Origin of the sequence: Archangium primigenium (assembly GCF_016904885.1) — a bacterium.
GTDB lineage: Bacteria > Myxococcota > Myxococcia > Myxococcales > Myxococcaceae > Cystobacter > Cystobacter primigenius.
Genome location: NZ_JADWYI010000001.1, coordinates 5,853,698 through 5,877,349 on the forward strand (window position 1 = coordinate 5,853,698; position 23,652 = coordinate 5,877,349).

Genomic DNA, 23,652 nt, shown 5'->3' on the forward strand with positions numbered 1-23,652 from the left:
CACACCGCACACCCCTGGGGGCAGGAACCATGGATCGCACCGACCGCATCGACCCACGAGGCGTCCGAGGACTCGGCGCCGGGGTGCTGGCGGGTCTCTTCCTCGTGAGCGCGTCGTCGTGGGCCGCCGTCGGGCCCGCCGCCGACCGGACGGGCCCCATCGTGGGGCTGGCCGGCAAGTGTGTCGACGTCGCGGCCTCGGGCACCACGAATGGCACCGCCGTCCAGCTCTACACCTGTGCCGCCGGGGTGGCCCAGACCTGGACGATCAGCGACAACGGCACCCTGCGCAATCCCCACGCGAACAAGTGCCTGGACGTCACCGGGCAGGGCACCGTGAACGGCAGCAAGCTTCAGCTCTGGGACTGCAACGGGAGCGGCGCGCAGCAGTGGGTGTACGACGCCTCGGCGCGAACGCTGCGCAACCCCCAGTCGGGACGCTGTCTGGACGTGACGGGCGAGAGCTCCGCGGATCGCACCCGGCTGCAGATCTGGGATTGCAACGGGCAGTCCAACCAGCAGTGGCGGCTGCCCGGTGCCCCGGATGACACCGCCTGCACCCGCTCCGTGCCCGCGGGAGACAGCACCGTCGCGGTCACCTTCAACGGGGTGCGCTACAACGTCGCCGTGCATGTCCCGAGCGGGGTCGGAGCCACGACCCGGCTGCCGCTCGTGCTCAACCTCCACGGCACGGGCAGCAGCGGTCCAGGGCAGCTCGCCTACAGCCACATCCGCTCCGCCGCGCAGGCGAACACGTTCGCGGTCATCGCGCCCTCGGGCGCCATCCCCAGCGACAGTGGCTTCGCGTGGAACGTGCCCGGGGTCACGTCGGGTCCCCGGGATGACGTGGCCTTCCTCGATCAGGTCCTCACCACGCTGAGCGCCTCGCTCTGTGGACAGCCCGACCGGGTCTTCGCCATCGGCTACTCCGGGGGCGCGCGCATGGCGTCCGCGTTCGCCTGCGCCCGCCCGGACCGGCTCGAGGGACTCGCGGCCATCGCGGGCCTGCGCGCCGGACGCCCGGATCCCGCCAACCCGAGCCAACCGGAGGCGGCCTCCTGTCGGCCGGGCCGCGCGGTGCCGGTGATCGCCTTCCACGGACAGCAGGATTACACGAACCCGTACGCGGGCGGCGGCAGCGCGGTGTGGCAGTACGCCGTGCCCACGGCACAACAGCGCTGGGCCACGCTCAACGGGTGTGGCGCCACGCCGAGCACCACCGCCGTGTCCTCGCACGTCAGCCGCATCGCCTACACGGGGTGCCGTGACGGCGCCGACGTCGTGCTCTACCGTGTCTCCGACGGGGGCCACACCTGGCCGGGGACGCCCCAGTCCTCCTCGGGCAACGGCACCACCACCCAGGAGATCGACGCCAACGCCCTGCTCTGGAGCTTCTTCGCCGCGCATTGACGCGCCCGGGCGGCGCCCCCGGAGCGAGGGCGCCGCCTCACCGCTCGGCCTTACTTCAAGACATCGCCGACGTTCACCAGGCTGCCGCCCAGCGCGTTGAGGTTGCGGTTGCGGTCGGAGCGATCCTGGCTGACCTCGCCCAGGGTCTTCACGGTGATGGCCTTGCCGCGCACCGTGGCGGTGCGCTTCTTGTAGATGAGGATGTTGAAGGAATCGGTCTCGTGGCTCACCACGTAGATGCCGTCCGTCTTGGGCGTGCCCTTCACCGCGTTGGCCGCCGCCGCGCGCACGAGCGGATCCGCCACCGCGCCCCCCCGGCCCGTGATGGAGCCGATGAGCGCCCCCACCCCGTCCAGCGCCCCGCCGTCCTCGGCGCCCCAGCAGATGAAGACGGCCACGCACTGGTAGGTCGCCGCGCCGGAGATCTCCGCCCCCCAGTCGAAGCCCACTTCCTGCGGGCGGTTCCACACGGAGGCGGGCTCCGCGCGATTGGACAGACCCGAATCCATGTACGCCCGACCCGTGGTGGCACAGCCCGTGGTGACCGCCAGGAAGACCGCAAGGACACTGAGACGGAACATTCTTCACTCCTCGTACGAGATGGACAGCGAGCCCGCTCCTAATGCGACTCGGGCCCCGAGGGGAATGGAAAACGCGCCCACGGGTGCCGCCCTGGGCCATGATTTCCCCGATTCGAGGGCGCGCATGACGACGAACATCCACCGCGGGGACGTGTACTGGATCGGGCCGGACGACTCGCGCGGGCCGGCGCCGGCCTACGCGCATCCCCACGTGGTGGTGCAGGAGGACGTGTTCAACCACTCGCGCATCACCACCGTGATCGTCTGTGCCCTGACGTCCAACCTGCACCGGGCCACCGAGCCCGGCAACGTCCTGCTCGACGAGGGCGAGGGCGGCCTGCCCAAACGCAGCGTGGTGGTCGTGTCGCGGATCTCCTCGGTGGACAAGGGCCGGCTGGGCGAGCGCATCGGCGCGCTGTCCGACGCGCGCGTGGAGCAGGTGCTCGCGGGGCTGCGCTTCCAGCAGGCCTCCTTCTTCCAGAGGTGACGCGGCCCGGGCGGACGACGGCGGCTCAGCTCAGGGCTTCCAGACGCTCCAGCAGCCGCGCGAGCTCCACCGCGGACTGGGTCTCCAGCTTCTCCAGGACCCGCCGGCGCTGCAGGCCCACGGTCTGCGCGGCCGTGCCCAGCTCGGCCGCGATCTGCTTGTCGAGCAGGCCCCGGGCCATCAGCCGGCACACCTGCCACTCCCGGGGCGAGAGCGTGGAGAAGAGCGCCTGGAGCCGCTCGCGCTCCCGCCGCGCGTCGCGCGCCTCCCGGTCCCGCTCGAGCGCCCGCTCCACCGCCGCCAGCAGCTCCTCGTTGGTGACGGGCTTGGGCAGGAAGTCCACCGCCCCGGCCTTCATCGCCCGCACCGCGGTGGGCACGTCGCCGTGCCCGCTGATGAAGATGATGGGCTGCGCCCAGCCGGCCCGCCGCAGGGCCTCCTGCAACTCCAGGCCATTGAGCTCGGGCATGCGCAGATCCATGACCACGCACCCCGGGCCCGTCCAGGGCGGGAGCGCCAGCATCCGCCGGGGGTGGACGAAGCACTCCACCGCGTAGCCCTCCACCTCGAACATGCGACCCAGGCTGCGCAACACCGAGGGGTCGTCATCCACGACGAAGACCTTGGGCTCTGCCTGGCTCATGTGCGTGACCCTAACACATGCACCTCAGTCCAATTGGAGGGGGAGCGTGCAGTGGAAGAGGCTGCCGCCCCCGGCGCGGCGCTCGGCGTGGAGGCGACCGTGGTGGGCCTCCAACAGCGAGCGGCTGATGGACAAGCCCATGCCCATGCCCTCGCGTTTGGTGGTGAAGAAGGGCTCGCCCAGGCGCGCGAGCACCTCGTCGGTCATCCCCTCGCCGGTGTCCTCCACCACCAGCTCCACGCGGTCCCCGTGCCGCTGGGTGCGCACCCACACGCGCCGCGCCCCGCTCGGGCTGGGGCCCACCGCGTCCAGGGCATTGACGGTGAGGTTGAGCACCACCTGCTGCAACTGCACGCCGTTGCCCAGGATGGGCAGGGCGCCCTCGCACAGATCGGGGATGAGGTCCGCGCCGCGCAGCAGGGCGTCGTTGCCCACCAGGCGGATGACGTCGCGCACCAGCGCGTTGAAGTCATGGCGGGCGTGCCCCGCCTCGTCCTTCTTGAGCAGCATGCGCAGGTGGCGGATGACGGCGCTGGCCCGGAGGTCGTCGGCGACGATGTCCTGGAGCACCTCGCGCAGCAGGGGGGCGTTGATGGACGAGCCGGACAAGAGCCGCTGCGCCGTCTGGGCATTGGTGAGGATGGCGGCCAGGGGCTGGTTGAGCTCGTGGGCGAGGGAGACCCCCAGCTCGCCCACGGCGGCCACGCGCTCCAGGTGCGCCCGCTCGTCGCGCGCCTGACGCGCCTCCTGCTCCGCGCGCTTGCGCGAGGTGACATCCACGAGGGACGCCACGGCGCCGCCCTCGGGCAGCTCCAGGTGCCGCACACGCAGCTCCAGCCAGGTGCCCGGACTGTGCCCCCGGAACTCCACCAGGCCCTCGCGCAGGCGCTCGGCGAGCACCGCCTCGAGCAGGGCCACCGCGTGGGCCACCTCGGGTGGGCCCGTGCGCGCCGCCTCGCGCAGGGACTCCAGGTAGGAGTCCCCGGAGGTCGGCAGGCGCTCCGGGGCGCCCTCCCCGGGGCCCCCGTCCCGCGCGGGATTGGCCCGCAGCACGCTCCCGTGCCGGTCGAGGATGGCCACCGAGCCCGGCAGGGAGTCCAGCACCGCGAGGTTCAACCGCTGGGCGCGCTTGCGCCTGGAGCGCTCCAGGAGCAGCACGGCGATGAGCCCCACCTTCAACAGGCCCGCGCCGAGCAGCGCGCTCACCTGCCAGCGGTAGCGCTCCCAGAGCCCGGGCTCGTGGAAGTGCACCTCGGCCTCCGGGGGCAGGCGGCTCGCGGGGATGTGCCAGCGCTCGAGCTCCCGCGCATCGAAGGCGAGCACGTTGGCCTCCATGGAGCCGGTCGGCAGGCTCGAGGCGGGCTCCCCCTGGAGCAGCCGCAGGACGCGCCGCGCCGTCTTCTGGCCCAGGAGCGGATAGTCCGCCAGCACGCCCCCCACGATGCCGCTGCCCAGCATGGTCTTGTGCACGCTGAAGATGGGCGGGGCGCCATCGGCGTGCAGCATCCGCATCACGTCGTAGGAGATGAGGCTGCGCCCGGTGGCGTCCTGCATGAAGCCCACCATCATGACCACGGTGTCCGGCGGCAGGGTCCGCACCCGCCGCCGCAGCTCCTCCAGCGTCAGCCCGGCGAGATCGATGAACACCCGGTCCGGCGCGCCCCGGCGCACCTCCTGGGTCACCAGGGCCCGGGCGATCTTCTCCCGCGGGCTGGAGCCGAGCACGAGCGCCACGTGCCGGGTGTCCGGCAGGAGCCGCAGCGCCGCCCGCACCGACTCCGTGATGGCGAAGTCCGCCCAGTTGCCCCGCAGGTAGGGCCCTTGGGGAAAGGCCTCCACCTGGAAGTCATCCGCGACGATGGCCAGCATCGGCACCCGGGGCCACAGCTCGCGCTGGATCTGCAACAGCAGCGGCGTGGCGTCCTCGTAGACGACGAGGGCGTCGGGTTGCTGCTCGCGGTATTTGACGCGGTAGAAGTCGCTCAGCGCGCGCTCGTACTCGCCGCCGCCGAACCACGCCATGCCCAGGTACTCCACGTGCACGGTGACGGGCCCGGGGCTCTCGGTCATCAGCGTGCGCCGCACGCCTCGGGTGAAGTCCGCGATGGCCGGCACCGTGGCGTACTCGGGCACGAAGACCAGCACGCGCTTCTCGCGCTCGGTCGCCTCCGCGCGCATCGCCAGCAGCGCGAGGAGCCACAGCCAGAACACCGCGCGGCGAGGGTTTTGGACTGGTCGGTGGTTGCCCGGTTCCATCGGGGACTGGAGATTGCCACCGTGGCCCCGCGCGTCTACCCCGCGCGATGGGATTTCCCCGCATGCCCGCGCCGCGCCCGGACCCTTGAGGACTCGAAAGTTGCGCCCCTCATCCAGACGACACCGCGGCCCCCGGCGTCGCGCCCGCCTTCACGGCGCGGAGGGCCGGGCCGGGTGCGCATAGGGACTGGGCGCGCGCCACCCCGCGCCGGGCCCGGTCCGCGAGAGCAACCGGAGCGCGGACGCCTCGCTCCAGGCGCCGAGCTCCGCGGACTCCACCACGGCGGCCCGCCGTGCGAGCACCTTGCGCCCCCGCACGTCGACGAGCCGCAGGTCCACGGCGAGCCGGCCCGGGGCGAGCACACGCAGGTGCAGGTGCAGCAGCCGCGAGGCCCCCGGGAGCCCCGGCGCGGTCAGCAGGCAGCGCGGCTCCCGGGCACACCCGGCCGGGCGGGACTTGAGCCAGGCGGTCCAGTCCAGGGCGGGCGCCGCCAGCTCCACGCCGAGCGTCCGGGCCACCTCCTGGGCCGTGCGCTGGGCCTCGGGCGAGGCGGTGACGCCCACCACCAGGGGCACGGGTGAAGGGCCCGGAGTCTCGGGCGGGGGGGGCGGGGGCGTCACCGCGAACAGGGACAGCATGAGCCAGGTGAGCATGGGGGGTTCTCCTTCCCTACCAGGAGTAGCTGGTGAGCAGGCCCAGGGTGGGCCCCCCGCCGATCGAGGTCCGCGCCTGGTAGCCGGCCTGGGCGCCCACGAGCACGGCGTCCGAGACCTGGTAGCCCACGCGGTAGAGCAGCCGCAGACCCACGGGGCCCGTGGGCACGTTCGTCACCTGCACGGCGGCGCTCATGGGGAAGCGCGGCACGGTGTCCCAGGCGAGCCGCAGCGTGCCCAGGCCTCCGAGGCCCTGGACGAACTCGCCCTCCAGCTCCGCGCGCGCGCCATGGGGACGGCCGATGCGCAGCTTGCCGCCGAAGCCCGCCGCGAAGCCGCTCAGGTTGCCGCCGAGCACCAGCTTCGCGCCCAGGCCGAACAGCGGATGCAGGCTCACGTCCACCTCGGAGAAGCCGTAGTCGAGGCCCGGGGTGCGCGAGTCCTCGGGCTCCGAGGCCCCGAAGGGCGGCGTCTGGGCGCGCAGGTGGCCCACGCCGATGCGGATGGAGTCCAGGCGCAGCTCCCCCACCGGGGTGAACAGGCGGTAGAGGTAGTCGGCCTCCACGCGGTAGTAGCGGTCCACGGAGCGTCGGCCGGCGATCCGGGTCGCGCCATAGTCCACGTGCTCGGCGAAGGCGCCCACCCGCGAGCGCCGCTGCCCGTACACCTCCAGCAGGGCCTCGCGCTCCAGCAGGGAGCGCGGCACGTCGATGAGCACCGGGTAGGGGCGCTCGGCGCTGGCGAAGCGCACCGTCTCCTCGCCCGCGGTGTCCCGGGCGGTGACGTAATACTCCACGGGCACGCGCTGCGTGGCGGGCACGGGCAGGGAGGCGGCATGGGTGCCGTCGGCGCTCAGCTCGAAGGCGGTGGTCTGGAAGACCGTCTCCCCGGCGGCGCGGTGGTGGGCCACGAGCGCCGCGAGCCGCCAGGCGGGGGCGACCTCCGCGCGCAGCACGAGCGACGTGCCCGCGGGCACCTGGGCGACGGGCACGTGCCACACCCGCAGGGGCTCGGCGGGCTCGGTGGGGGGGGACTCGGCGGCGGGAGCGGGCGGCGGCGGCGTCGCGGGCATCTGGGCGAGCAGCAGCAGCAGGCAGGTGGCGGCGGTGGACAAGGTCATCATGGGCGGGTCTCCGAGAAGCCGCTACCAGTGGAAGGTGGTGCCCAGCCCCAGGCCGAAGCCGGAGTGGTTGATGTCGCGCAGCTGGTAGCTCACGCGTCCGTTGAGATCGAGCCAGGGGGTGACGGTGCGGCCCACGGTGTAGATGAGCCGCACGCCGAGGTCCTCGCCGATGGGCTCGTTGGTGACGACGACCTCGGCGCTCATGGGCCAGTCGCGCACGGCGTCCCAGGACAGCGCGAGGCTGGCGCGCTGGCCGATGTCCGCCACCTTGGCGCCGCGGATGAGCAGCGAGGTGCCCGTCTCCCCGCCGATGCGCAGGCCCACGTCCGCGCCGCCCCGGAGCCCCTCGCGGGTGACGCCGGCGCTGCCCTTGAGCAGCACCGAGAGCGCGGGGTGCAGGCGCAGCTCCAGCTCGCCGAAGCCATAGGTGTAGCCCACGGGCCGACCGGGCTGGCCCGAGTCGAGCCGCGAGCGGGGCGTGCCCAGGCCGCGGTAGTTGCCGAAGCCCACGCGCACCGCGTGCACCACGGTGTAGACGCGGTAGAGGAAGTCCGCCTCGAAGAGGTTGTAGACGTCGTTGCCCTTGAAGCGGTTGAAGTCCACGTACTCGTCGGTGAGCCGCACCCGGCTGCGGTCGCGCAGCTCGATCCGCTCGTCCTGGGGCGGCCGGAGGACCGCGATGGCGCCGGGCCGCTGGGCCGAGCCGAACGCGGCGAGCGTGGCGCCCGAGGGCAGCACGGCCTCGACGAAGTACTCCACGCCCGCGAGGGGCGCGGGCGTCACGGGCAGCACGGCGCGGAAGTGGCCATGGGGCTCGGCGTCCAGGTGGACGGTGCGGAAGGTGGGCGAGCCCTTCTCGCGCCAGTGGACCATGACGGCCCGGGGCGTGGGTCCGGCGAGGCTCGCCAGGGACACGACGAGGGGCTCGTGGGTGAAGACGCGGCCGGGCGCGCGCACGGAGAGCACCGGGGCCACGGGCTCGGCGGTGGGGCGGCCGGACGCGGCGGTCTCCTTGAGCAGGGCGATCTCCGCGCGCAGGGGGCCGGCCAGGTCCGTCTGGGGCCACGCCCCGAGGAAGTCCTCCCAGACCCTGGCGCGCTCGGCGGGCGCCGACTTGACGGCGGCGTTCCAGGCGGCGCGCAGGGCGGTGCGCTCGGCGTCGGAGGGCCCCTGGGCCGCGGAGGCCGAGGCCGCCGGGGCGGGCACGGCCGACGCGGGCTTCTCCCGGGGCGCGGCGGGCGCCACGGGCTCCACCTCGTCCCCGACCTCCAGGTGCGCGAGGACCTCGTCCGGCGCGGCGATGCGCGAGAGCACCTCACCCGCCTCCAGCACCTCGGCCTCGCCCAACAGGAAGCGGTCGCGCAGCACCTTGCCCGTCACCGGGTGGCGCGCCTCGATGACCCGGTAGACGCGCAGCCGTGCTCCGGGTGGGGCGGCCTCGGCGCGTCCGAGATCGACGAAGGCGTCCGGGCCCTCGATGCGCAGCACCGACGCCGGACGCGCCGCCTGGGCGGACACGGACCACAGCAACAACAGGAGCAATACGGGCCTCATCGTCACCTCGCGGCACGGACTCCTCGGAGCCACAACGGGCGTCCCGATGCCTGGATGGAAGTCGTGACCCGGGCATTGCGGACTTCGTGCCAGGGCGGCCCTCCGAGGGGGACGCCCTGCGGACTGTGAAGCGCGCTGTACGGGCTGTGCACGGGGACGCACGCAGAAGGGTGGCCCCCGGCACGTCCGGCGGGTAGAACCTCCTCCCGTCATGACCGCCCACCGTCCGGCCTCCTCCACCCCCCTGGCACCCGATGAGGGCCGGGGCGGCGTGCACGTGCGGCTCGAGGGGCTGCGGCGCGGGTTCGCCAACGGGGCGCGGGTCCTGGAGGACCTGAGCCTGGACATCGCCGCGGGGAGCTTCGTGGCGCTGGTGGGCCCCTCGGGGTGTGGCAAGTCCACGCTGCTGCGGCTGGTGGCGGGCCTGGACGCGCCGGACGCGGGCACCCTCTCCTTCTCGCCGCCCCTGGCGCGGAGCCCGGGCGCGCGCGGCCCCATCGCCTACGTCTTCCAGGACGCGCACCTGCTGCCCTGGCGCACGGTGCTCGACAACGTGGCCCTGCCCCTGGAGCTCGTGGGCGTGGCCGCGCCCGCGCGTCACGAGGCGGCGCGCGCCGTGCTCGGAGAGGTGGGCCTCGGCGAGGCCCTGACGCGCTTTCCGGCGCAGCTGTCCGGCGGCATGCGCATGCGCGTGTCCCTGGCCCGGGCGCTCGTCACCCGCCCCCGGCTGCTGCTGCTCGACGAGCCCTTCGCCGCGCTGGACGAGCTCACGCGCAACCGGTTGGACGATCAGCTGCGCGCGCTGTGGAAGGAGCTGGGCATGACGGTCCTCTTCGTCACCCACTCGCTCGCCGAGGCCGCCTACCTGGCCGAGCGCGTGGTGGTGCTGTCACGAGGCCCCGCGCGGGTGATGTTGGACCACACGCTCGAGCTGCCCGCCGAGCGCGGCCCGGCCCTGCGCGCCGAGCCCGGCTTCGCCCACGAGCTGGGGCGGCTCCAGCGCGCGCTGGAGCGGGGAGACACCGAATGAAGACCTCGTGGGCTGGCCGGGTGGTGCCGCCCGTGGCCGCGCTCGTGCTCGTGCTGGGGCTCTGGGAGGGGCTCACGCGGGGGCTCGGCATCGAGCCGTGGCTCTTGCCGCCGCCCTCCGCCATCGCCGCCGTGGGCCTGCGGGAGCTGCCCACGCTCTGGAGCGCCACGCTCGTCACCGGCACGGCCGCGCTCTTGGGCTTCCTGCTGAGCGCCGTCGTCGGCGTGCTCATCGCCATCCTCCTGGGCTCCTCGCGGCTCTTGGAGCGGGCGCTCTACCCCTACACGCTCGTGCTGCAGACGGTGCCCATCGTGGCCATCGCGCCCCTGCTGGTGCTGTGGTTCGGACCGGGCCTGCGCGCCGTGGCGGTGTCCTCCTTCATCGTCTCGCTCTTTCCCGTCATCACCAACACGCTCACCGGCCTGCGCTCGGTGGAGCCGGCGCTGCGCGACCTGTTCCGCCTCTATGGCGCGCGGCGGCTGGCCACGCTGTGGAAGCTGGAGCTGCCGGCCGCGCTGCCCCAGCTCTTCACCGGGCTCAAGGTGGCCTCGGGGCTGGCGGTCATCGGCGCCATCGTGGGCGAGTTCGTCGCGGGCTTCTCCGAGGACGCCGCGGGCCTGGGCATCCTCGTCTTGACGGCCTACCGGCACCTGCGCACGGATCTGCTGTTCGCCGCCGTGCTGGCCGCCTCGGTGCTGGGGCTGGGCCTGTTCGGCGCGGTGTCCCTGAGCGGCTGGCGGCTGCTGCGGCGCTGGCACCCCTCGGCCTCGGGCGGGTGACGCGCCCCCTTCTTCTCGAAGTCCTCTTGGAGGCGTTCCACATGCGGAGACGACGTTTCGTTGGAGTCCTGGGCGGGCTGGCCCTGCTGGCGTTGGGGAGCGCGTGCTCCCGGTCCAAGGACAGCGCGCCCAAGGAGGGCACGCCCAAGACGGAGGCCCCGGCGGACGCCGCGGCCGCGGTGAAGCTCGTGCCCGTCAAGCTCGCGCTCAACTGGGTGCCCGAGCCCGAGTTCGGTGGCTTCTACGCCGCGAGGGAGCAGGGCTTCTTCAAGCGCGCGGGCCTGGACGTGACCATCCAGGGCGGCGGCTCGGGCGTGCCGGTGATGCAGATGGTGGCCACGGGCCAGGTGGACTTCGGCATCGCCGGCGCGGACGAGATGCTCACCGCCCGGGCGCGGGGCCTGGACGTGGTCGCGCTGTTCAGCGTGTACCAGACCTCGCCGCAGGGCCTGATGGCGCACGCCTCGCGGGGCGCCAAGAACATCCAGGAGCTGCTGTCCTCGGGCACGGTGGCGCTCGAGCCCGGCATCCCCTACGCCGCCTTCCTCAAGAAGAAGTACGGCTTCGACAAGGTGAAGGTGGTGCCCTACGACGGCGGCGTGGCGCGCTTCGTGGCGGACAAGAACTTCGCCCAGCAGTGCTTCATCACCGCCGAGCCCCTGGCCGCGCGGCGCCAGGGCGCGGACCCCGCCGTGTTCCTCGTGGCCGACGAGGGCTTCAACCCCTACACCGCCGTGGTCATCACCCGGGGCGCGCTGCTCAAGGAGCAGCCCGGGCGGGTGAAGGACTTCGTGGCGGCGGTGCGCGAGGGCTGGCGCGTGTACCTGGAGGATCCGGCGGCCACCAACGCGGTGATGGGCAAGCTCAACACCAGCATGGACGCGGAGACCTTCGCCGGCGCCTCCGAGGCCCAGAAGCCTCTCATCGAGACCGAGGAGACGCGCGCCAAGGGCCTGGGCACCATGAGCCGTGAGCGGTGGGCGACCCTGGGCCAGCAACTCGTGGACCTGGGCCTCATCGACAAGGTGCCCCCGGTGGACGACTTCGTCCGGCCGCAATGACAGACATGTCTGTGATTGAGGCATCCATGCCCATTCACAGACATCCAAACCCAAACATCATCCGACATCGAGCGTCTATGTATGCGCGACTCCGATGCAATGACATATTTGGAGTCGTCCAGCCAGGATAAGGCTCTTCCCTAGACGGTCTAGGGAAAGGGCGCGGGTTTGTTGACGCGGCCTCCTCCTCTTCCCTAGACGCACCAGGGAAAAACACGGGGCTCCGACGAGGCCCTATGTCCTTCCCCCTAGACGCGCGAGGGGACTCGGAGGCACGGCTCGTGAGCATGTCCGTTCGGAAGGGTGTCGTGCTTTGGGTATGGGCCCTGGCCGCCTGCGCGCAGGGCAACGGAGCGTCACCGTCGCCTGATGCCGGGACGACCCCCGAGGGCCGCTTCCGACCGCCGTCTGCATCCGCCAATGAGTCCGAGTGGGGCGTGCAGTTCGGGACGGCGAAGAGCGAGGAGTTCCTGGACGTTGCCCTCGACGCGCGAGGCCAGCTCTACCTGGCGGGGTACGAGAACGGCGACGTCGGAGTGGAGAACGTCGATCCCTCGGGAGACGTGCGAGGCGTGTTGTGGCGCGTCGACCCCGCGAACGCCCATGGGGTCTCCTTCCAGTACCAGGCCAGGACGCTAGACCTCGTTCCATCCCGTGACGGGCGAGCTCTACTTCATGGGCCGCACCACGGGCCCTGCCCGGGCACGGGCGACATCTACGTCACGGGCAACAACAGTGGGGCTCTTCGCGAGGCGCGTTCGTGCGCGGGCTCGACAACGCCACGGGGACGCTCCGCGCGTGACGCCTTCCTCATCGCCCTCCCCCCGCGGCCGTGAGTGGGACGGGTCCTCAGGTCACGGGCGGCGGCGTGCGCAGCCGCACGAGCCCTTCCTGGGCCACGGAGGCCACCAGGCGGCCCTCGCGCGTGAAGACGTGCCCATAGGACAGGGCGCGCGCGTTGCCCGCCCAGGGGCTCACCATGGAGTACAGGAGCCAGTCATTCACGCGCAGGTCGCCGTGGAACCACAGCGAGTGGTCCAGGCTCGCCATCTGCATGTGCGGCTGCAGGTAGCTGGCACCGTGCGGCTGCAGCGCGGTGGTGATGAGGTTGAAGTCCGAGGCGTAGGCCAGCATGTACTTGTGGACCTGCGGATCCTCGGGCAGCGGCCCCGCGGCCCGGAACCACACGTGGCGGATGGGCTCGCCCGGCTGGGGGTTGAAAGGGTCCACGTGCGTGACGGGCCGCAGCTCGAGGGGCTTCTCGCACAGGAACTTGTCGCGGATGCGCTCGGGGATCAGGTCCGCGTTGCGGCGCAGCAGCTCCACGTCCGTGGGCAGCCCCTCCGGCCCGGGCACCTGTGGCATCTTCGCTTGGTGCTCGAAGCCCGGCTCCTCGCCCTGGAAGGACGCCATCAGGGTGAAGATGGGCTCTCCCTTCTGGATGGCGAGCACCCGCCGGGTGGTGAAGCTGCCTCCGTCCCGCACCCGGTCCACGGTGTAGACGACGGGCAGGCCCGCATCGCCGGGACGCAGGAAGTACCCGTGGATGGAGTGCACGTGACGCCGGGGGTCCACGGTCTGGCTCGCCGCCGACAGCGACTGGCCCAGCACCTGCCCGCCAAAGAGCTGCCGGAACCCGAGATCCTGGCTCCGTCCCCGGAACAGGTTCTCCTCGATGGGCTCCAGCTTCAAGAGCGCCAGCAGATCCTCCAGAACACGACTCATGACGACCTCTCCCAGATGATGACGCACCGCTCCATACCCGAGCGAGGGGGGATCCGCATCCTGGAAGAGCGGGCCGGCGGAATCCCTCCCCCGCCGGCCCGGGGGCTCAGCGCTGCTTGAAGAGCACCGTGTCCACGGCCGGGCACTGCACGGTCATGGGCTGGAACTTGTCCATGGGCCGGCCCACCTGCGACAGGTCCGGCGCCACGTCGATCAACTCCCCGCGGAAGGCGATGCGGTACGTGCCGGGCTTGCTCAAGTCATAGGCCTTGCTCAGGTCCACCGTGGCGTCCACCGAGCCGCCCGGCGAGAGCATGACGTAGTTCTCCGCCGTGGGGGCGGCGCGCTTCACCATGGGCCCCTGGTAGGGCACCTCGGCGCCGTCCCGGGTGATCTCGAAGTCCCTGCCCTTCATGCCCTCGAGCGGCGTGCGCCAGTTGAGCACGAACGCCGGGCCCTTCATGGGGTTGGACAGCGTGAAGCGCAGCTCCACCGGCCCCCCCAGGGGCAGGTTCGGCGCCACGCTGATGGCGCACTCCAGGGTCGTCTTCACCACGGCGGGCTCCTCCGGGGGCGTCGGCGCGGCGGGCGCCGGCGCGGCCTGTTCCACGGGCTGTTGCGTGGCCTTCGGCTCGGTCGCCCGCACCTCGGGCTCCTGGCGCTTGCAGCCCCCCGTGGCCGACACCAGCAGCCCCAGGGCGATCCAACCAGCACATCCACGAGTCATCGGGCGCATGTTCCCTCTTGGGAAAAAGAAAAACGGGAGCGTCGCCGCTCCCGTTCGTCCCAGCAACTACTTTGGCGCGAGCGCCCCGGATCACAGCTTGGGGTTGTTCTCCGCGATGTACTCGTGGTTGTCCGCGTTATCCAGCGCCTTGGTGGGGCTGCTCTTGGCCAGGCTCTTGGCCGAGGTCTGGCCGTAGGCGTGGTCGTCCGTGGCCGCCACGATGTTGAAGTGGCTCATCTCGTGCACCAGCGTGCCCGCGCGCGAGTCCGTGCCCGTGTTGCCCGCGCTCCAGAAGGCGCCGCACACGTAGATCTTGTAGGGCGAGGCCGGGTACACGTAGGCGTAGGTGCCCGAGTCCGTGCAGCTGCAGTCCACGCGCACCGCCGCCGAGGCGAAGGCGTTCTTGATGGCCGTGAAGTGGTTGCGCGCGGTGGTCAGGTTGGTGCTCGAGTACGCGCCGAACCAGGTGGTGTAGCGCGTGGCGCCCGAGGAGATGCCGTTGAGGAAGCTCGAGGTCTCGTTCGCGTACGTCTGGGCCGAGGCGAACGCCGTGGAGATCTGCGAGGCGCGGGTGCTCGAGCAGTTGCTCTCCGACGTGAGCCCCTGGGCGGACACGCCCTGGGCCTGGAGCTCGGGCTGACGGCCGGCGCGGCCCTCGATGAACAGGCTCACCACGTTGGAGTCCAGCGCCGCGGTGCGCGTGAGCACCACGTTGTGCTGGTTGATCGTCTGCGCGGCGAAGCGGATGGCGTACGTGCCGCTCTGGCGCAGGTCATACATGTCCGACAGGGACGTGGTGCGCGACAGGCTCTCGCCCGCGGCCAGGGTGATGAAGTCCTCGGGGCGCGGCGCCACGCGCTTGACGTGGGGGCCCACGAAGTCGACCTCCTCGCCATCGCGCGTCACCTCGAAGAGGCCCGCCGGCACGCTGCCGCTGCCCGGCACGTACCACTTGAGCAGCTGCACGGGCTGCGAGGACAGGTTGGTGTAGGTCACCGTGACGACGGCGTCCTGGGTCGCGCTCAGCGAGCCGCTCGCCACGGACAGGCTCACGGCGATGTCACCCACGGCCTGTTCGGTGAGCTGCTGCGAGGCGTCTTCCCCCTCCATGGGCGCGCCGCACGCACCCAACAGGGACACTCCAACGATTCCCCCGACCAGCCACTTGAAACCGCGAACGTTCTGGCTCACGCGAGTGACGACCTTTCTGGATTCACCGGTAGCTTGGCTACCCCGGTGAACACAGTCTTACACGACAGGAGGGCAACCCTCCAGGCTCGGTTTCTCAAAAAAACATTTTGTAACGAAGGTACTTGTTTGAATTGAAACCAATTGGACCGGGTGTCCTCTTTCCTCACCACCGCCCCGTCCTCGTGGGATGCTCGTGAACTCTTGTGACCTTGAAGGAGTTCACCCTGCGCGTGCGTGCCTTCACCCTCCTCTTGCTGCCCCTCCTCGCCCTCACCGCCGAGGCCCGGCCCAAGCCCAAGGCGTCCGCGCCGGCGGCGGACACCCCCGTCGTGCTGCGCGGCGCGCGGCTCATCGACGGCGCGGGAGGCGAGCCCCTCGCGGACGCGGTCGTCGTCATCCGGGACGGCGTGATCGTCGCGGTGGGGCCGGCCGCGTCCACGCCCGTGCCGGACAACGCGCGCACCGTCGACTACACCGGCAAGACGCTCATCCCCGGGCTCATCTCCAATCACTCGCATGTGGGCCGGGTCAACGGCGTCAAGGTGGAGCCCGGCAATTACAACCGCGCCAACATCCAGCGGCAGCTGCGCCAGTACGAGGCCTATGGCGTGACCACGGTGATGTCCCTGGGCATGAACCGGCCCCTGTTGCAGCAGCTGCGCGAGCAGCAGCATGGCGAGCGCGCCACGGGCGCCGACCTGTTCGGCGCGGATCAAGGCATCGGCGTGCCCCAGGGCGCGCCCCCCACGGACGGCATGCCCGCGGGCGAGGATCAGCTCTACCGCCCCGACACGCCCGACAAGGCGCGCCAGGCCGTGCGCGAGATGGCTTCCCACAAGGCGGACCTGGTGAAGCTGTGGCTGGATGACTTCGAGGGCTCGCTGGCCGTGAAGATGAAGCCAGACATCTACGAGGCGGTGATCGACGAGGCGCACAAGAAGGGCCTGCGCGTGGCCGCGCACATCCATGATCTCGAGGACGCCAAGGCGGTGGTGCGCGCGGGCGTGGACATCGTGGCCCACGGCGTGCGGGATCAACTGGTCGACGCCGACTTCCTCCAGCTCATGAAGGAGCGCCGGGTCTGGTACGTGCCCACCGTGGCGCTGGACGAGGCCACCTTCATCTACGCCGACGCCCCGGCGTGGATGGGCGAGCCCTTCTTCCAGAACGCGCTCCAGCCCGCGCTCAAGGCGCAGTTCGCCGACGCGGCGTGGGTGAGCAAGACCCTGGCCTCGCCCAAGGCGGAGAGCGCGCGCAAGGCGGTGGAGCTCAACCAGAACAACCTCAAGACGCTCTACGACGTGGGGGCGCGCCTGGGCTTCGGCACCGACTCGGGCGCCACTCCCCTGCGCATTCCCGGCGTCGCGGAGCACCGCGAGCTCTTGCTGATGACGGGCGCGGGGCTGACCCCGCTGCAGGCGCTCACGGTGGCCACCCGGGACGCCGCCGCCCTGCTCGGGCTGGAGGACCGGGGCGTGCTCGCGCCCGGCAAGCGCGCCGACCTGGTGGTGCTGGACGCGGACCCCACCTCCGACATCTCGGCGACCCAGCAACTGCACGCCGTGTGGCGCCGCGGCAAGCAGGTCTCCGGCCCCATCACCGCCTTCAAGCCCTGAGCCGAGGAGCGCCCACCATGTTCGCCGCGCGCTTCATCCCCGGACAGAAGACGCTGTCCTCGCAGGACGTTCCCCGGCCCCAGGCGGGCCCCCGAGACGTGGTGCTGCGCATCCGCGCCGCGGGGGTGTGCCACTCGGACCTGCACGTGCTGGAGAGCGACATCCCCATCTCCTCCCACCCCTTCACCATGGGGCACGAGGCGTGTGGCGAGCTGGTGGAGGTGGGCCCGGAGGTGACGGGCGACTTCACGCTCGGGGCGCTCTACGTCGTCCACGGGCCCAACCCCTGTGGCCAGTGCGAGCTGTGCACCCAGGGGCAGGACAACCTGTGCGGGGCCCCCGGGCGCGACCTGGTGGGCCTGGGCGCCGACGGAGCCTACGCCGAGTACCTGAAGGTCCCGGCCCGCAGCGTCATCGCGGTGCCCGCGGGCATCGCCCCCGAGGTCGCCGCCATCGCGACCGACGCGGTCCTCACGCCCTACCACGCCCTGAAGACGCTGGGCGGGGTGAAGCCGGGCACGTCGGTGCTGGTGCTGGGCCTGGGCGGACTGGGCTTGAACGGCGTGCAGGTCGCGCGCGCGTTGGGGGCCCGCATCGTCGCCAGCGATCTCCGGGCCGAGAACCTCGCCACCGCCGAGCGGCTCGGCGCCCACGAGACGGTCCTGGCCCCGGAGCTGGAGCAGCGGCTGGCGGGCCGCGCGTTCGACGTCGTGGTGGACTTCGTGGGCGCGGAGGGCACCTTCGCCCCGGCGCAGCGCCTGGTGCGGCGCGGCGGCACCGTGGTCCTGGTCGGGCTGCACACCTTGCAGCTCGGCCTCTCGTCGGTGGCGCTCATCAACCAGCAGACGCGCGTCCAGGGCGCCTTCTGGGGCACGCACCAGGAGTTGAAGGAGGTGCTCCAGCTCATCGCGGAGGGCCACCTCCAGCCCCAGGTGGAGACCGGCCGGCTGCGCGACGTGGGCCACTGGCTGGAGAAGCTCAAGACCGGGCAGGTCCGCTCCCGCGTGGCGCTGCTGCCCGACGCCGACTGAGCCCCGCCCCGGCGGTCCAACGGGGGTGGCACCCAAGCGGGTCACGAAGGCCGAGACAAGAGCTGGAAAAACGGTTTAGTCTCTGAAAACCTGTCACCGTGATCCGCTCATGAGCCCTCCACTCCATGCGTCCGGTCGGGTCCCGCTCACGGCATGGCGGGACGATTCGGCGGCCGCCGGTGCCGGGAGAGCCGTGCCGCGACGATGGCGAAGGCCACGACGGCCACCGCCAGGATCGCCACCCAGGCCCAGAGCAGGGGGCTGTGGACCACCTCCTGGTTCATCGACTCGCCCGCGGCTGGCATCCCCTGCGCGAAAGCCACCAGGGGAGCGAGCAGCAACAGCATCCAGGCCGGAACCCACCGTGTGTGTGTCATCATGCGGGGACACTGGGCATGTCCCGTGGTGCCCACAAGAAGGGTGAGGCCGAGCCCCCGCTCCGGCCTCCCTCCTGGCTGGCTGCCCGCTTCCTTCCCCCTTGGACCCCCGTTCCCCCACGGCATGTTGAACATTCCCGGATACACCCTGCGAGGAGCCATCAAGGCCACGGGCTCCAACCTGCTCTTCCACGCGGTGAGTGACGCGCACGGCACGCCCCTCATCCTCAAGACGCCCGTCAGCTCGGCGCTGGGCCCCCTGGCCATCGAGCGCTACCGCCGGGAGTTCCGCATCCTGGAGCGTCTTCAGGACGTGCGGGGTGTCACGCGGGTGCACGCGTGCGAGCTGCGCCAGGAGCGGCCCCTGCTGCTCCTGGAGGCGGTGGAGGGGCAGCCCCTGTCCGAGCTGGTGGGCCGTCCCTTCGAGGTGGCGCGTGCCCTGGAGCTGGCGTTGTCGGTGACCGGCACCCTGGCGGAGCTGCACCGCCGGGGGGTCATCCACAAGGACATCAAGCCCTCCAACATCATCGTCACCCCGTCCGGGGAGACGCGGCTCATCGACTTCGGCACCGCCACGCTCCAGCGCGTCGAGCACGTGGAGGCCGCCCCACCCTCGTTGATCGAGGGCACGCTGGCCTACCTCTCCCCGGAGCAGACCGGCCGGATGAACCGCGCGGTGGACTACCGCACGGACCTCTACTCCCTGGGCGTCACCCTCTACGAGCTGCTCACGGGCAGCCGGCCCTTCCAGGGGGCCGACGCGCTCGAGTGGTTCCACGCTCACATGGCCCAGGCGCCCCAGCCGCCCCACGAGCGGGTGCCGGGCCTGCCCACCGCCCTGTGCGGCATCGTCCTCAAGCTGCTGGCCAAGGTCGCCGAGGAGCGCTACCAGAGCGCCGAGGGGCTCAAGGCGGACCTGGAGCGCTGCCGGGACAACCTGCCGCGCGGCCTCGACGAGGACTTCCCCCTCGGGGTGCACGACTTCCCCTCGCGCTTCCAGCTGCCCCAGCGGCTCTATGGCCGGGACGCCGAGGCCCAGGCGCTGCTCGAGGGCCTGGAGCGCGTGTCGCGCGAGGCCCGGCCGGAGCTGTTCGTCATCCAGGGCTACTCGGGCATTGGCAAGTCCGCCCTGGTGCACGAGCTGCACAAGCCCGTCGTGCGTCAGCGGGGCTTCTTCCTGCATGGCAAGTTCGACCAGTTCCGGCGCGACATCCCCTACGCCACCATCGCCCAGGCCATCCGGGGACTGACCCAGCAGTTGCTGGCGAGCACCGACGAGGAGCTGGCGCGCTGGAGCCAGCACCTGCGCGACGTCTGGCAAGGCCATGGCCAGGTGCTCGTGGACGTGGTGCCGCAGTTGGAGCTCGTCGTCGGCGCGCAGCCCTTCGTTCCGGAGCTGCCCCCGGCCGAGGCCCGGCACCGCTTCAACCGCGTCTTCCGCCAGTTCCTCGGCGTGTTCTCCACGTCCGAGCACCCCCTCGTCCTCTTCCTGGATGACTTGCAGTGGGCGGACCTGTCCAGCCTCCAGCTCATCCATCACCTGCTCACCCACCCGGAGACGCCGCCCGTGTTGCTCATCGGCGCCTACCGCGACAACGAGGTGGGGCCCGCCCACGCGCTCTTTCAGACGCTGGCGGGGCTGAGCCACGCGGGGGCGCGCCTGAACGAGCTGCGGCTCGAGCCGTTGAGCCTGGAGGACGTGGGCCAGCTCGTCACGGACGCCCTGCCCGGCGCGGGCCCCGCGGTCGTCGCGCCCCTGGCCACCCTGGCGCGCGAGAAGACGGACGGCAACCCCTTCTTCCTGCTGCAGTTCATGCTGACGCTCCACCAGGACGGGCTCCTGGTGCGCACCCCCGAGGGCCGCTGGCGCTGGGACGCCGAGGCCATCCGCGCCCGGGGCTACTCCGACAACGTCGTGGACTTCATGGCGGGCAAGCTGCGCCAGCTGCCGCGCGACACGCTGCACCTGCTGCGGCTCGCCGCCTGCGTGGGCACGGCCGTCGCCCCGTCCATGCTCGCGCTGCTCTCCGGGCGCTCGGACGCGGAGGTGGACGTGGGCCTGGAGCCCGCGCTGCGCGAGGGCCTGCTCACGCGCGCCCGGCCCGAGGAGCGCTACCGCTTCCTGCACGACCGCATCCAGCAGGCGGCCCATGCCCTCATCCCGGACGAGGAGCGCCAGGCGGTGCACCTGCGCATCGGCCGGTTGATGCTCGAGCGGCTCCCACCCGAGGACGTGGAGGCGCGGCTCTTCGACATCGCGAGCCAGTTCAACGCCGGCGTGGACTTGCTCGACGACGGCGCCGAGCGGCTGCGCGTGGCGCGCCTGAACGCCGAGGCCGGACGCAAGGCCAAGGCCTCCACCGCCTTCGACTCGGCCCTCACCTACCTCGCCATGGCCGCGCGGCTCCTGCCCGACGCGCCGTGGGAGCACGAGCCGGCCCTCACGTTCCAGATCCAACTGGACCGGGCCCAGTGCGAGCTCATGAGCGGCCACGGCGCCGAGGCCCGGGCGCTGGTGGAGGAGCTGCTGCCCCGGGCCCGGACCCGGCCGGAGACCGCGGCCGTCTACCGCCTCAAGAGCAGCATCCACGTGGCCAGCAGCCAGGTCCCCGCGGCCATCGCCTGCCTGGTGGAGTGCCTCACGCAGATGGGCGTGCCCATGTCGCCCCAGCCCACCTGGGACGAGGTGCGCGAGGCCAACGAGGAGGTGTGGGCCCTGCTCGGCGCGCGCTCCATCGAGAGCCTGGTGGAGCTGCCGCGCATGGGCGATCCGGACATGGAGGCGGTGATGAGCGTGCTCGGCGCCCTGTTCGCCCCCGCGTACTTCACCGACACGCGGCTGCTCATCGTCAGCCTGTGCCGCATGGTGGCGCTGAGCATCCGCCACGGCAACAACGGCTTCTCCGCCCAGGGCTACGCCTGGTACGGCGTGGTGCTCGGCCCCACCTTCAAGCGCTACCCGGAGGCCCACCGCTTCGGCCAGCTCGCCTGGGCCGTCATCGAGCGCCACGACATCGCGCACATGCGCGGCAAGGTGCTCTACATCCTCGAGGTCCTCAACAACTGGACCCAGCCCCTCGGCGACTCCCTGGAGCTGTTGCACCAGGGCTTCCACCACGCGCTCCAGGCGAGTGATCTCCAGATCGCCAGCTTCTGCAGCAGCCACCTCGTCACGCTGCGGCTCATGCTGGGCCATGATCTGGCGGAGGTGGACCAGGAGTCCGTCACCCGGCTGGCCTTCCTGCGCAAGGCGAGCTTCCCGGACATGCAGCTCTTGGTGCTCCACATCCAGCGCTACGTGCGGCAGCTGCGCGGCGTATCGCCCTTCGGCACGCTGAGCGGCGAGGACTTCGACGAGGCGTCCTTCGAGGCCGGCCTGACCCCCGCGCGCATGAGCACCATGCGCTGCTGGTACTGGCTGCTCAAGATGCAGACGCGCTACCTGGCCGGCGCGTATGCCGAGGCCCTGGAGGCGGGGGACCGGGCCGCGCAGCTCGCGTGGGCCTCGCTCGGGCAGATTCAAATCCTCGACCTGCACCTGTTCCGCGCGCTCACCCTGGCGGCGTGCTACCCGACGCTGCCGCCCGAGCGGCGCGCCGACGCCCTGCGCCAGCTGCACGAGCACCACGCGCAGCTGGCCGAGTGGGCCACCCACCAGCCCGACAACTTCCGCGCCCCCGAGCGCATGGCCGCCGCGGAGCTGGCGCGGGTGCTGGGCCGGGACCAGGAGGCCGTGCGCGCCTACGAGGACGCCCAGCGCGCCGCCCGCGCCCAGGACTTCACCCAGCACGTGGCCCTGTCCTGCGAGCTCGCCGCCCGCTTCTGGCTGGAGCGGGAGCTCGCCACCGTGGCGGACGCCTACGCCCAGAAGGCCCGGGACGCGTGGGCCCGCTGGGGCGCCCTGGGCAAGGTCAAGCACCTGGACGCGCTCTGGCCCCACCTGGCCAGCTCGCCCACGAGCGAGGAGACCGTCACGGACACGGAGTCCACGCGCATCGACGCGCTCACCCTGGTCAAGGCCCAGCAGGCCATCTCCGGGGAGATCGTCCTCGAGCGGCTCGCCGCCACGCTGCTGCGCGCCGCCCTGGAGAACGCCGGCGCCCAGCGCGCGGCCCTGCTGCTGCCCCGGGGCGACAAGCTCGTCGCGGTGGCCGTCGTCGGGCCCTCGGCCGAGGACGCCACCCCCACGCCCGACGAGCGCCGCCTGCCCTGGACGCTCATCACCTATACGCGCCGCACCCGCGAGCACGTGCTCATCGGCGACGCGTCCCTGCCCCACGCCTTCTCCCGCGACCCCTGGCTCGAGCGCGGCCGGCCCCGCTCCGTGCTCTGTCTGCCCTTGCTGCGCCAGGAGGAGCTGCGCGGCGTGCTGTACCTGGAGAACGGCCTGGTCAGCAACGCCTTCACCCCCGCGCGCCTCGGGCTGCTCGGCCAGCTCGCGGCCCAGGCCTCCATCTCCATCGAGAACGCCCGCCTCTACGCCGAGGTCCAGCGCGCCGAGGCGGCGCTGCGCGGGGCCAACGACGCCCTGGAGAAGCGCGTGGAGGAGCGCACGCTCGAGCTCAAGCGCGCCCAGGCGCGGCTGGTGGGCGCCGCCCGCGCGGCCGGCATGGCCGAGGTGGCCTCCAACGTGCTGCACAACGTGGGCAACGTGCTCACCAGCGCCGTCGTCAACCTGCAGACCATGACCGAGACGGTGAGCGCCTCGCGCATGGGCCGCCTCAAGCAGGTCTCCTCCCTCCTGGAGTCGCACGCCGGCGACCTGCCCGACTTCCTCACCCGGGATCCCCGGGGCGCCCAGCTGCCCGCCTACCTGGGCGCGCTCGGCGATGAGCTGCTGCGCGAGAAGGCGCTGCTGCAAGAGAGCATGTCCGCGATGGGCAAACACATGGATCACATCCGCGCCATCGTCCAGGTGCAGCAGAACCACACCCGCGGCGCCCTGCTCACCGAGGAGTGTGATCTGTCCCAGCTCGTCGACGATGCCTTGAGCCTCCAGCTCCCCTCGCTCGTGCGCCATGGCATCGCTGTCTCGCAGGAGCTCACGCCCCTGCCGCCGGTGCGCCTGGACAAACACAAGGCCCTGCAAATCCTCGTCAACCTCATCAGCAACGCCAAGAACGCCATGCACGCGCTACCCGAGGAGCGCCGGCGGCTGCACGTGCGGCTCTCGGCGGAAGGCAGCCTGGCGCGCATCCAGGTGGTGGACAGCGGCATGGGCATCGCCCCGGAGATCCGCGACCGGCTCTTCACCCAGGGCTTCACCACCCGCGAAGGGGGCCATGGCCTGGGGCTGCACTCCAGCGCGCTCGCGGCGAAGCGGCTGGGCGGCCGGCTCACCCTGGACAGCGAGGGCCCGGGCCAGGGCGCCACGGCCACGCTCGAGCTGCCGCTCGTGTGAGGCGCGG

The 23,652-nt window shown here is 72.0% G+C and carries 18 protein-coding genes; 8 read left to right on the top strand and 10 right to left on the bottom strand.

What is annotated here, in order from left to right; translation table 11 throughout:
- The first annotated feature begins 29 nt into the window (after positions 1–29).
- Entirely contained in the window at positions 30–1,409 is a 1,380-nt protein-coding gene (locus I3V78_RS23965) for an extracellular catalytic domain type 1 short-chain-length polyhydroxyalkanoate depolymerase (RefSeq protein ID WP_204490764.1), read from the top strand.
- A gap of 50 nt (positions 1,410–1,459) precedes the next feature.
- Here I3V78_RS23965 and I3V78_RS23970 read toward each other — a convergent pair whose 3' ends face one another.
- Positions 1,460–1,990 (bottom strand): hypothetical protein, encoded by a 531-nt coding sequence (locus I3V78_RS23970; RefSeq protein WP_204490765.1) that lies wholly within the window; start codon positions 1,988–1,990, stop codon positions 1,460–1,462.
- A gap of 124 nt (positions 1,991–2,114) precedes the next feature.
- Between I3V78_RS23970 and I3V78_RS23975 the strand changes: the two genes are divergently transcribed.
- Positions 2,115–2,477 (top strand): type II toxin-antitoxin system PemK/MazF family toxin, encoded by a 363-nt coding sequence (locus I3V78_RS23975; RefSeq protein WP_204490766.1) that lies wholly within the window; start codon positions 2,115–2,117, stop codon positions 2,475–2,477.
- A 25-nt stretch (positions 2,478–2,502) separates the two neighbouring features.
- Here I3V78_RS23975 and I3V78_RS23980 read toward each other — a convergent pair whose 3' ends face one another.
- The 5 genes from I3V78_RS23980 to I3V78_RS24000 form a co-directional block, all read right to left on the bottom strand.
- The gene (locus I3V78_RS23980; RefSeq protein ID WP_204490767.1) at positions 2,503–3,120 is read right to left on the bottom strand and encodes a response regulator transcription factor; all 618 of its coding nucleotides are present in this window, start codon (positions 3,118–3,120) and stop codon (positions 2,503–2,505) included.
- Between the two features lie 24 nt (positions 3,121–3,144).
- Entirely contained in the window at positions 3,145–5,331 is a 2,187-nt protein-coding gene (locus I3V78_RS23985; RefSeq protein WP_204490768.1) for an ATP-binding protein, read from the bottom strand.
- 195 nt (positions 5,332–5,526) lie between these two features.
- Positions 5,527–6,030, bottom strand: coding sequence for a hypothetical protein (locus I3V78_RS23990; protein WP_204490769.1), 504 nt, complete (start codon positions 6,028–6,030; stop codon positions 5,527–5,529).
- A 16-nt stretch (positions 6,031–6,046) separates the two neighbouring features.
- Positions 6,047–7,153 (bottom strand): hypothetical protein, encoded by a 1,107-nt coding sequence (locus I3V78_RS23995; RefSeq protein WP_204490770.1) that lies wholly within the window; start codon positions 7,151–7,153, stop codon positions 6,047–6,049.
- 21 nt (positions 7,154–7,174) lie between these two features.
- Positions 7,175–8,707 (bottom strand): hypothetical protein, encoded by a 1,533-nt coding sequence (locus I3V78_RS24000; protein WP_204490771.1) that lies wholly within the window; start codon positions 8,705–8,707, stop codon positions 7,175–7,177.
- A gap of 211 nt (positions 8,708–8,918) precedes the next feature.
- On the opposite strand from I3V78_RS24000, the gene I3V78_RS24005 reads away from it, so the two are divergent.
- Genes I3V78_RS24005 through I3V78_RS24015 form a run of 3 tightly spaced genes read left to right on the top strand, consistent with a single transcriptional unit; the run spans position 8,919 to position 11,577 of the window.
- The gene (locus I3V78_RS24005; protein WP_204490772.1) at positions 8,919–9,737 is read left to right on the top strand and encodes an ABC transporter ATP-binding protein; all 819 of its coding nucleotides are present in this window, start codon (positions 8,919–8,921) and stop codon (positions 9,735–9,737) included.
- Positions 9,734–10,516 (top strand): ABC transporter permease, encoded by a 783-nt coding sequence (locus I3V78_RS24010; RefSeq protein ID WP_204490773.1) that lies wholly within the window; start codon positions 9,734–9,736, stop codon positions 10,514–10,516. The genes I3V78_RS24005 and I3V78_RS24010 overlap by 4 nt, the downstream gene beginning before the upstream one ends.
- A gap of 41 nt (positions 10,517–10,557) precedes the next feature.
- On the top strand, positions 10,558–11,577 hold the full coding sequence (locus I3V78_RS24015) for an ABC transporter substrate-binding protein (RefSeq protein WP_204490774.1): 1,020 nt from the start codon (positions 10,558–10,560) through the stop codon (positions 11,575–11,577).
- An 849-nt stretch (positions 11,578–12,426) separates the two neighbouring features.
- On the opposite strand, the gene tesB is transcribed toward I3V78_RS24015, so the two are convergent.
- The 3 genes from tesB to I3V78_RS24030 all read right to left on the bottom strand — a co-directional run bounded on the left by tesB (position 12,427) and on the right by I3V78_RS24030 (position 15,169).
- Complete coding sequence (tesB, locus tag I3V78_RS24020; RefSeq protein ID WP_204490775.1) at positions 12,427–13,302, bottom strand: acyl-CoA thioesterase II; 876 nt, start codon at positions 13,300–13,302, stop codon at positions 12,427–12,429.
- 106 nt (positions 13,303–13,408) lie between these two features.
- Positions 13,409–14,038 (bottom strand): protease, encoded by a 630-nt coding sequence (locus I3V78_RS24025; RefSeq protein WP_204490776.1) that lies wholly within the window; start codon positions 14,036–14,038, stop codon positions 13,409–13,411.
- Positions 14,039–14,119: 81 nt separating this feature from the next.
- Complete coding sequence (locus I3V78_RS24030) at positions 14,120–15,169, bottom strand: M35 family metalloendopeptidase (RefSeq protein WP_338023731.1); 1,050 nt, start codon at positions 15,167–15,169, stop codon at positions 14,120–14,122.
- A 260-nt stretch (positions 15,170–15,429) separates the two neighbouring features.
- Between I3V78_RS24030 and I3V78_RS24035 the strand changes: the two genes are divergently transcribed.
- Together I3V78_RS24035 and I3V78_RS24040 are read left to right on the top strand one after the other, a co-directional pair.
- Positions 15,430–16,836, top strand: coding sequence for an amidohydrolase family protein (locus tag I3V78_RS24035; protein ID WP_239576559.1), 1,407 nt, complete (start codon positions 15,430–15,432; stop codon positions 16,834–16,836).
- Between the two features lie 17 nt (positions 16,837–16,853).
- A complete protein-coding gene (locus tag I3V78_RS24040) occupies positions 16,854–17,867 on the top strand; it encodes a zinc-binding dehydrogenase (protein WP_204490778.1) in 1,014 nt (337 codons plus the stop codon).
- Positions 17,868–18,013: 146 nt separating this feature from the next.
- Here the strand turns inward: I3V78_RS24040 and I3V78_RS24045 are convergent, their stop codons facing one another.
- Positions 18,014–18,247 (bottom strand): hypothetical protein, encoded by a 234-nt coding sequence (locus tag I3V78_RS24045; protein WP_204490779.1) that lies wholly within the window; start codon positions 18,245–18,247, stop codon positions 18,014–18,016.
- A gap of 121 nt (positions 18,248–18,368) precedes the next feature.
- On the opposite strand from I3V78_RS24045, the gene I3V78_RS24050 reads away from it, so the two are divergent.
- A complete protein-coding gene (locus I3V78_RS24050) occupies positions 18,369–23,645 on the top strand; it encodes a trifunctional serine/threonine-protein kinase/ATP-binding protein/sensor histidine kinase (RefSeq protein ID WP_204490780.1) in 5,277 nt (1,758 codons plus the stop codon).
- The last annotated feature ends 7 nt before the right edge of the window (positions 23,646–23,652 follow it).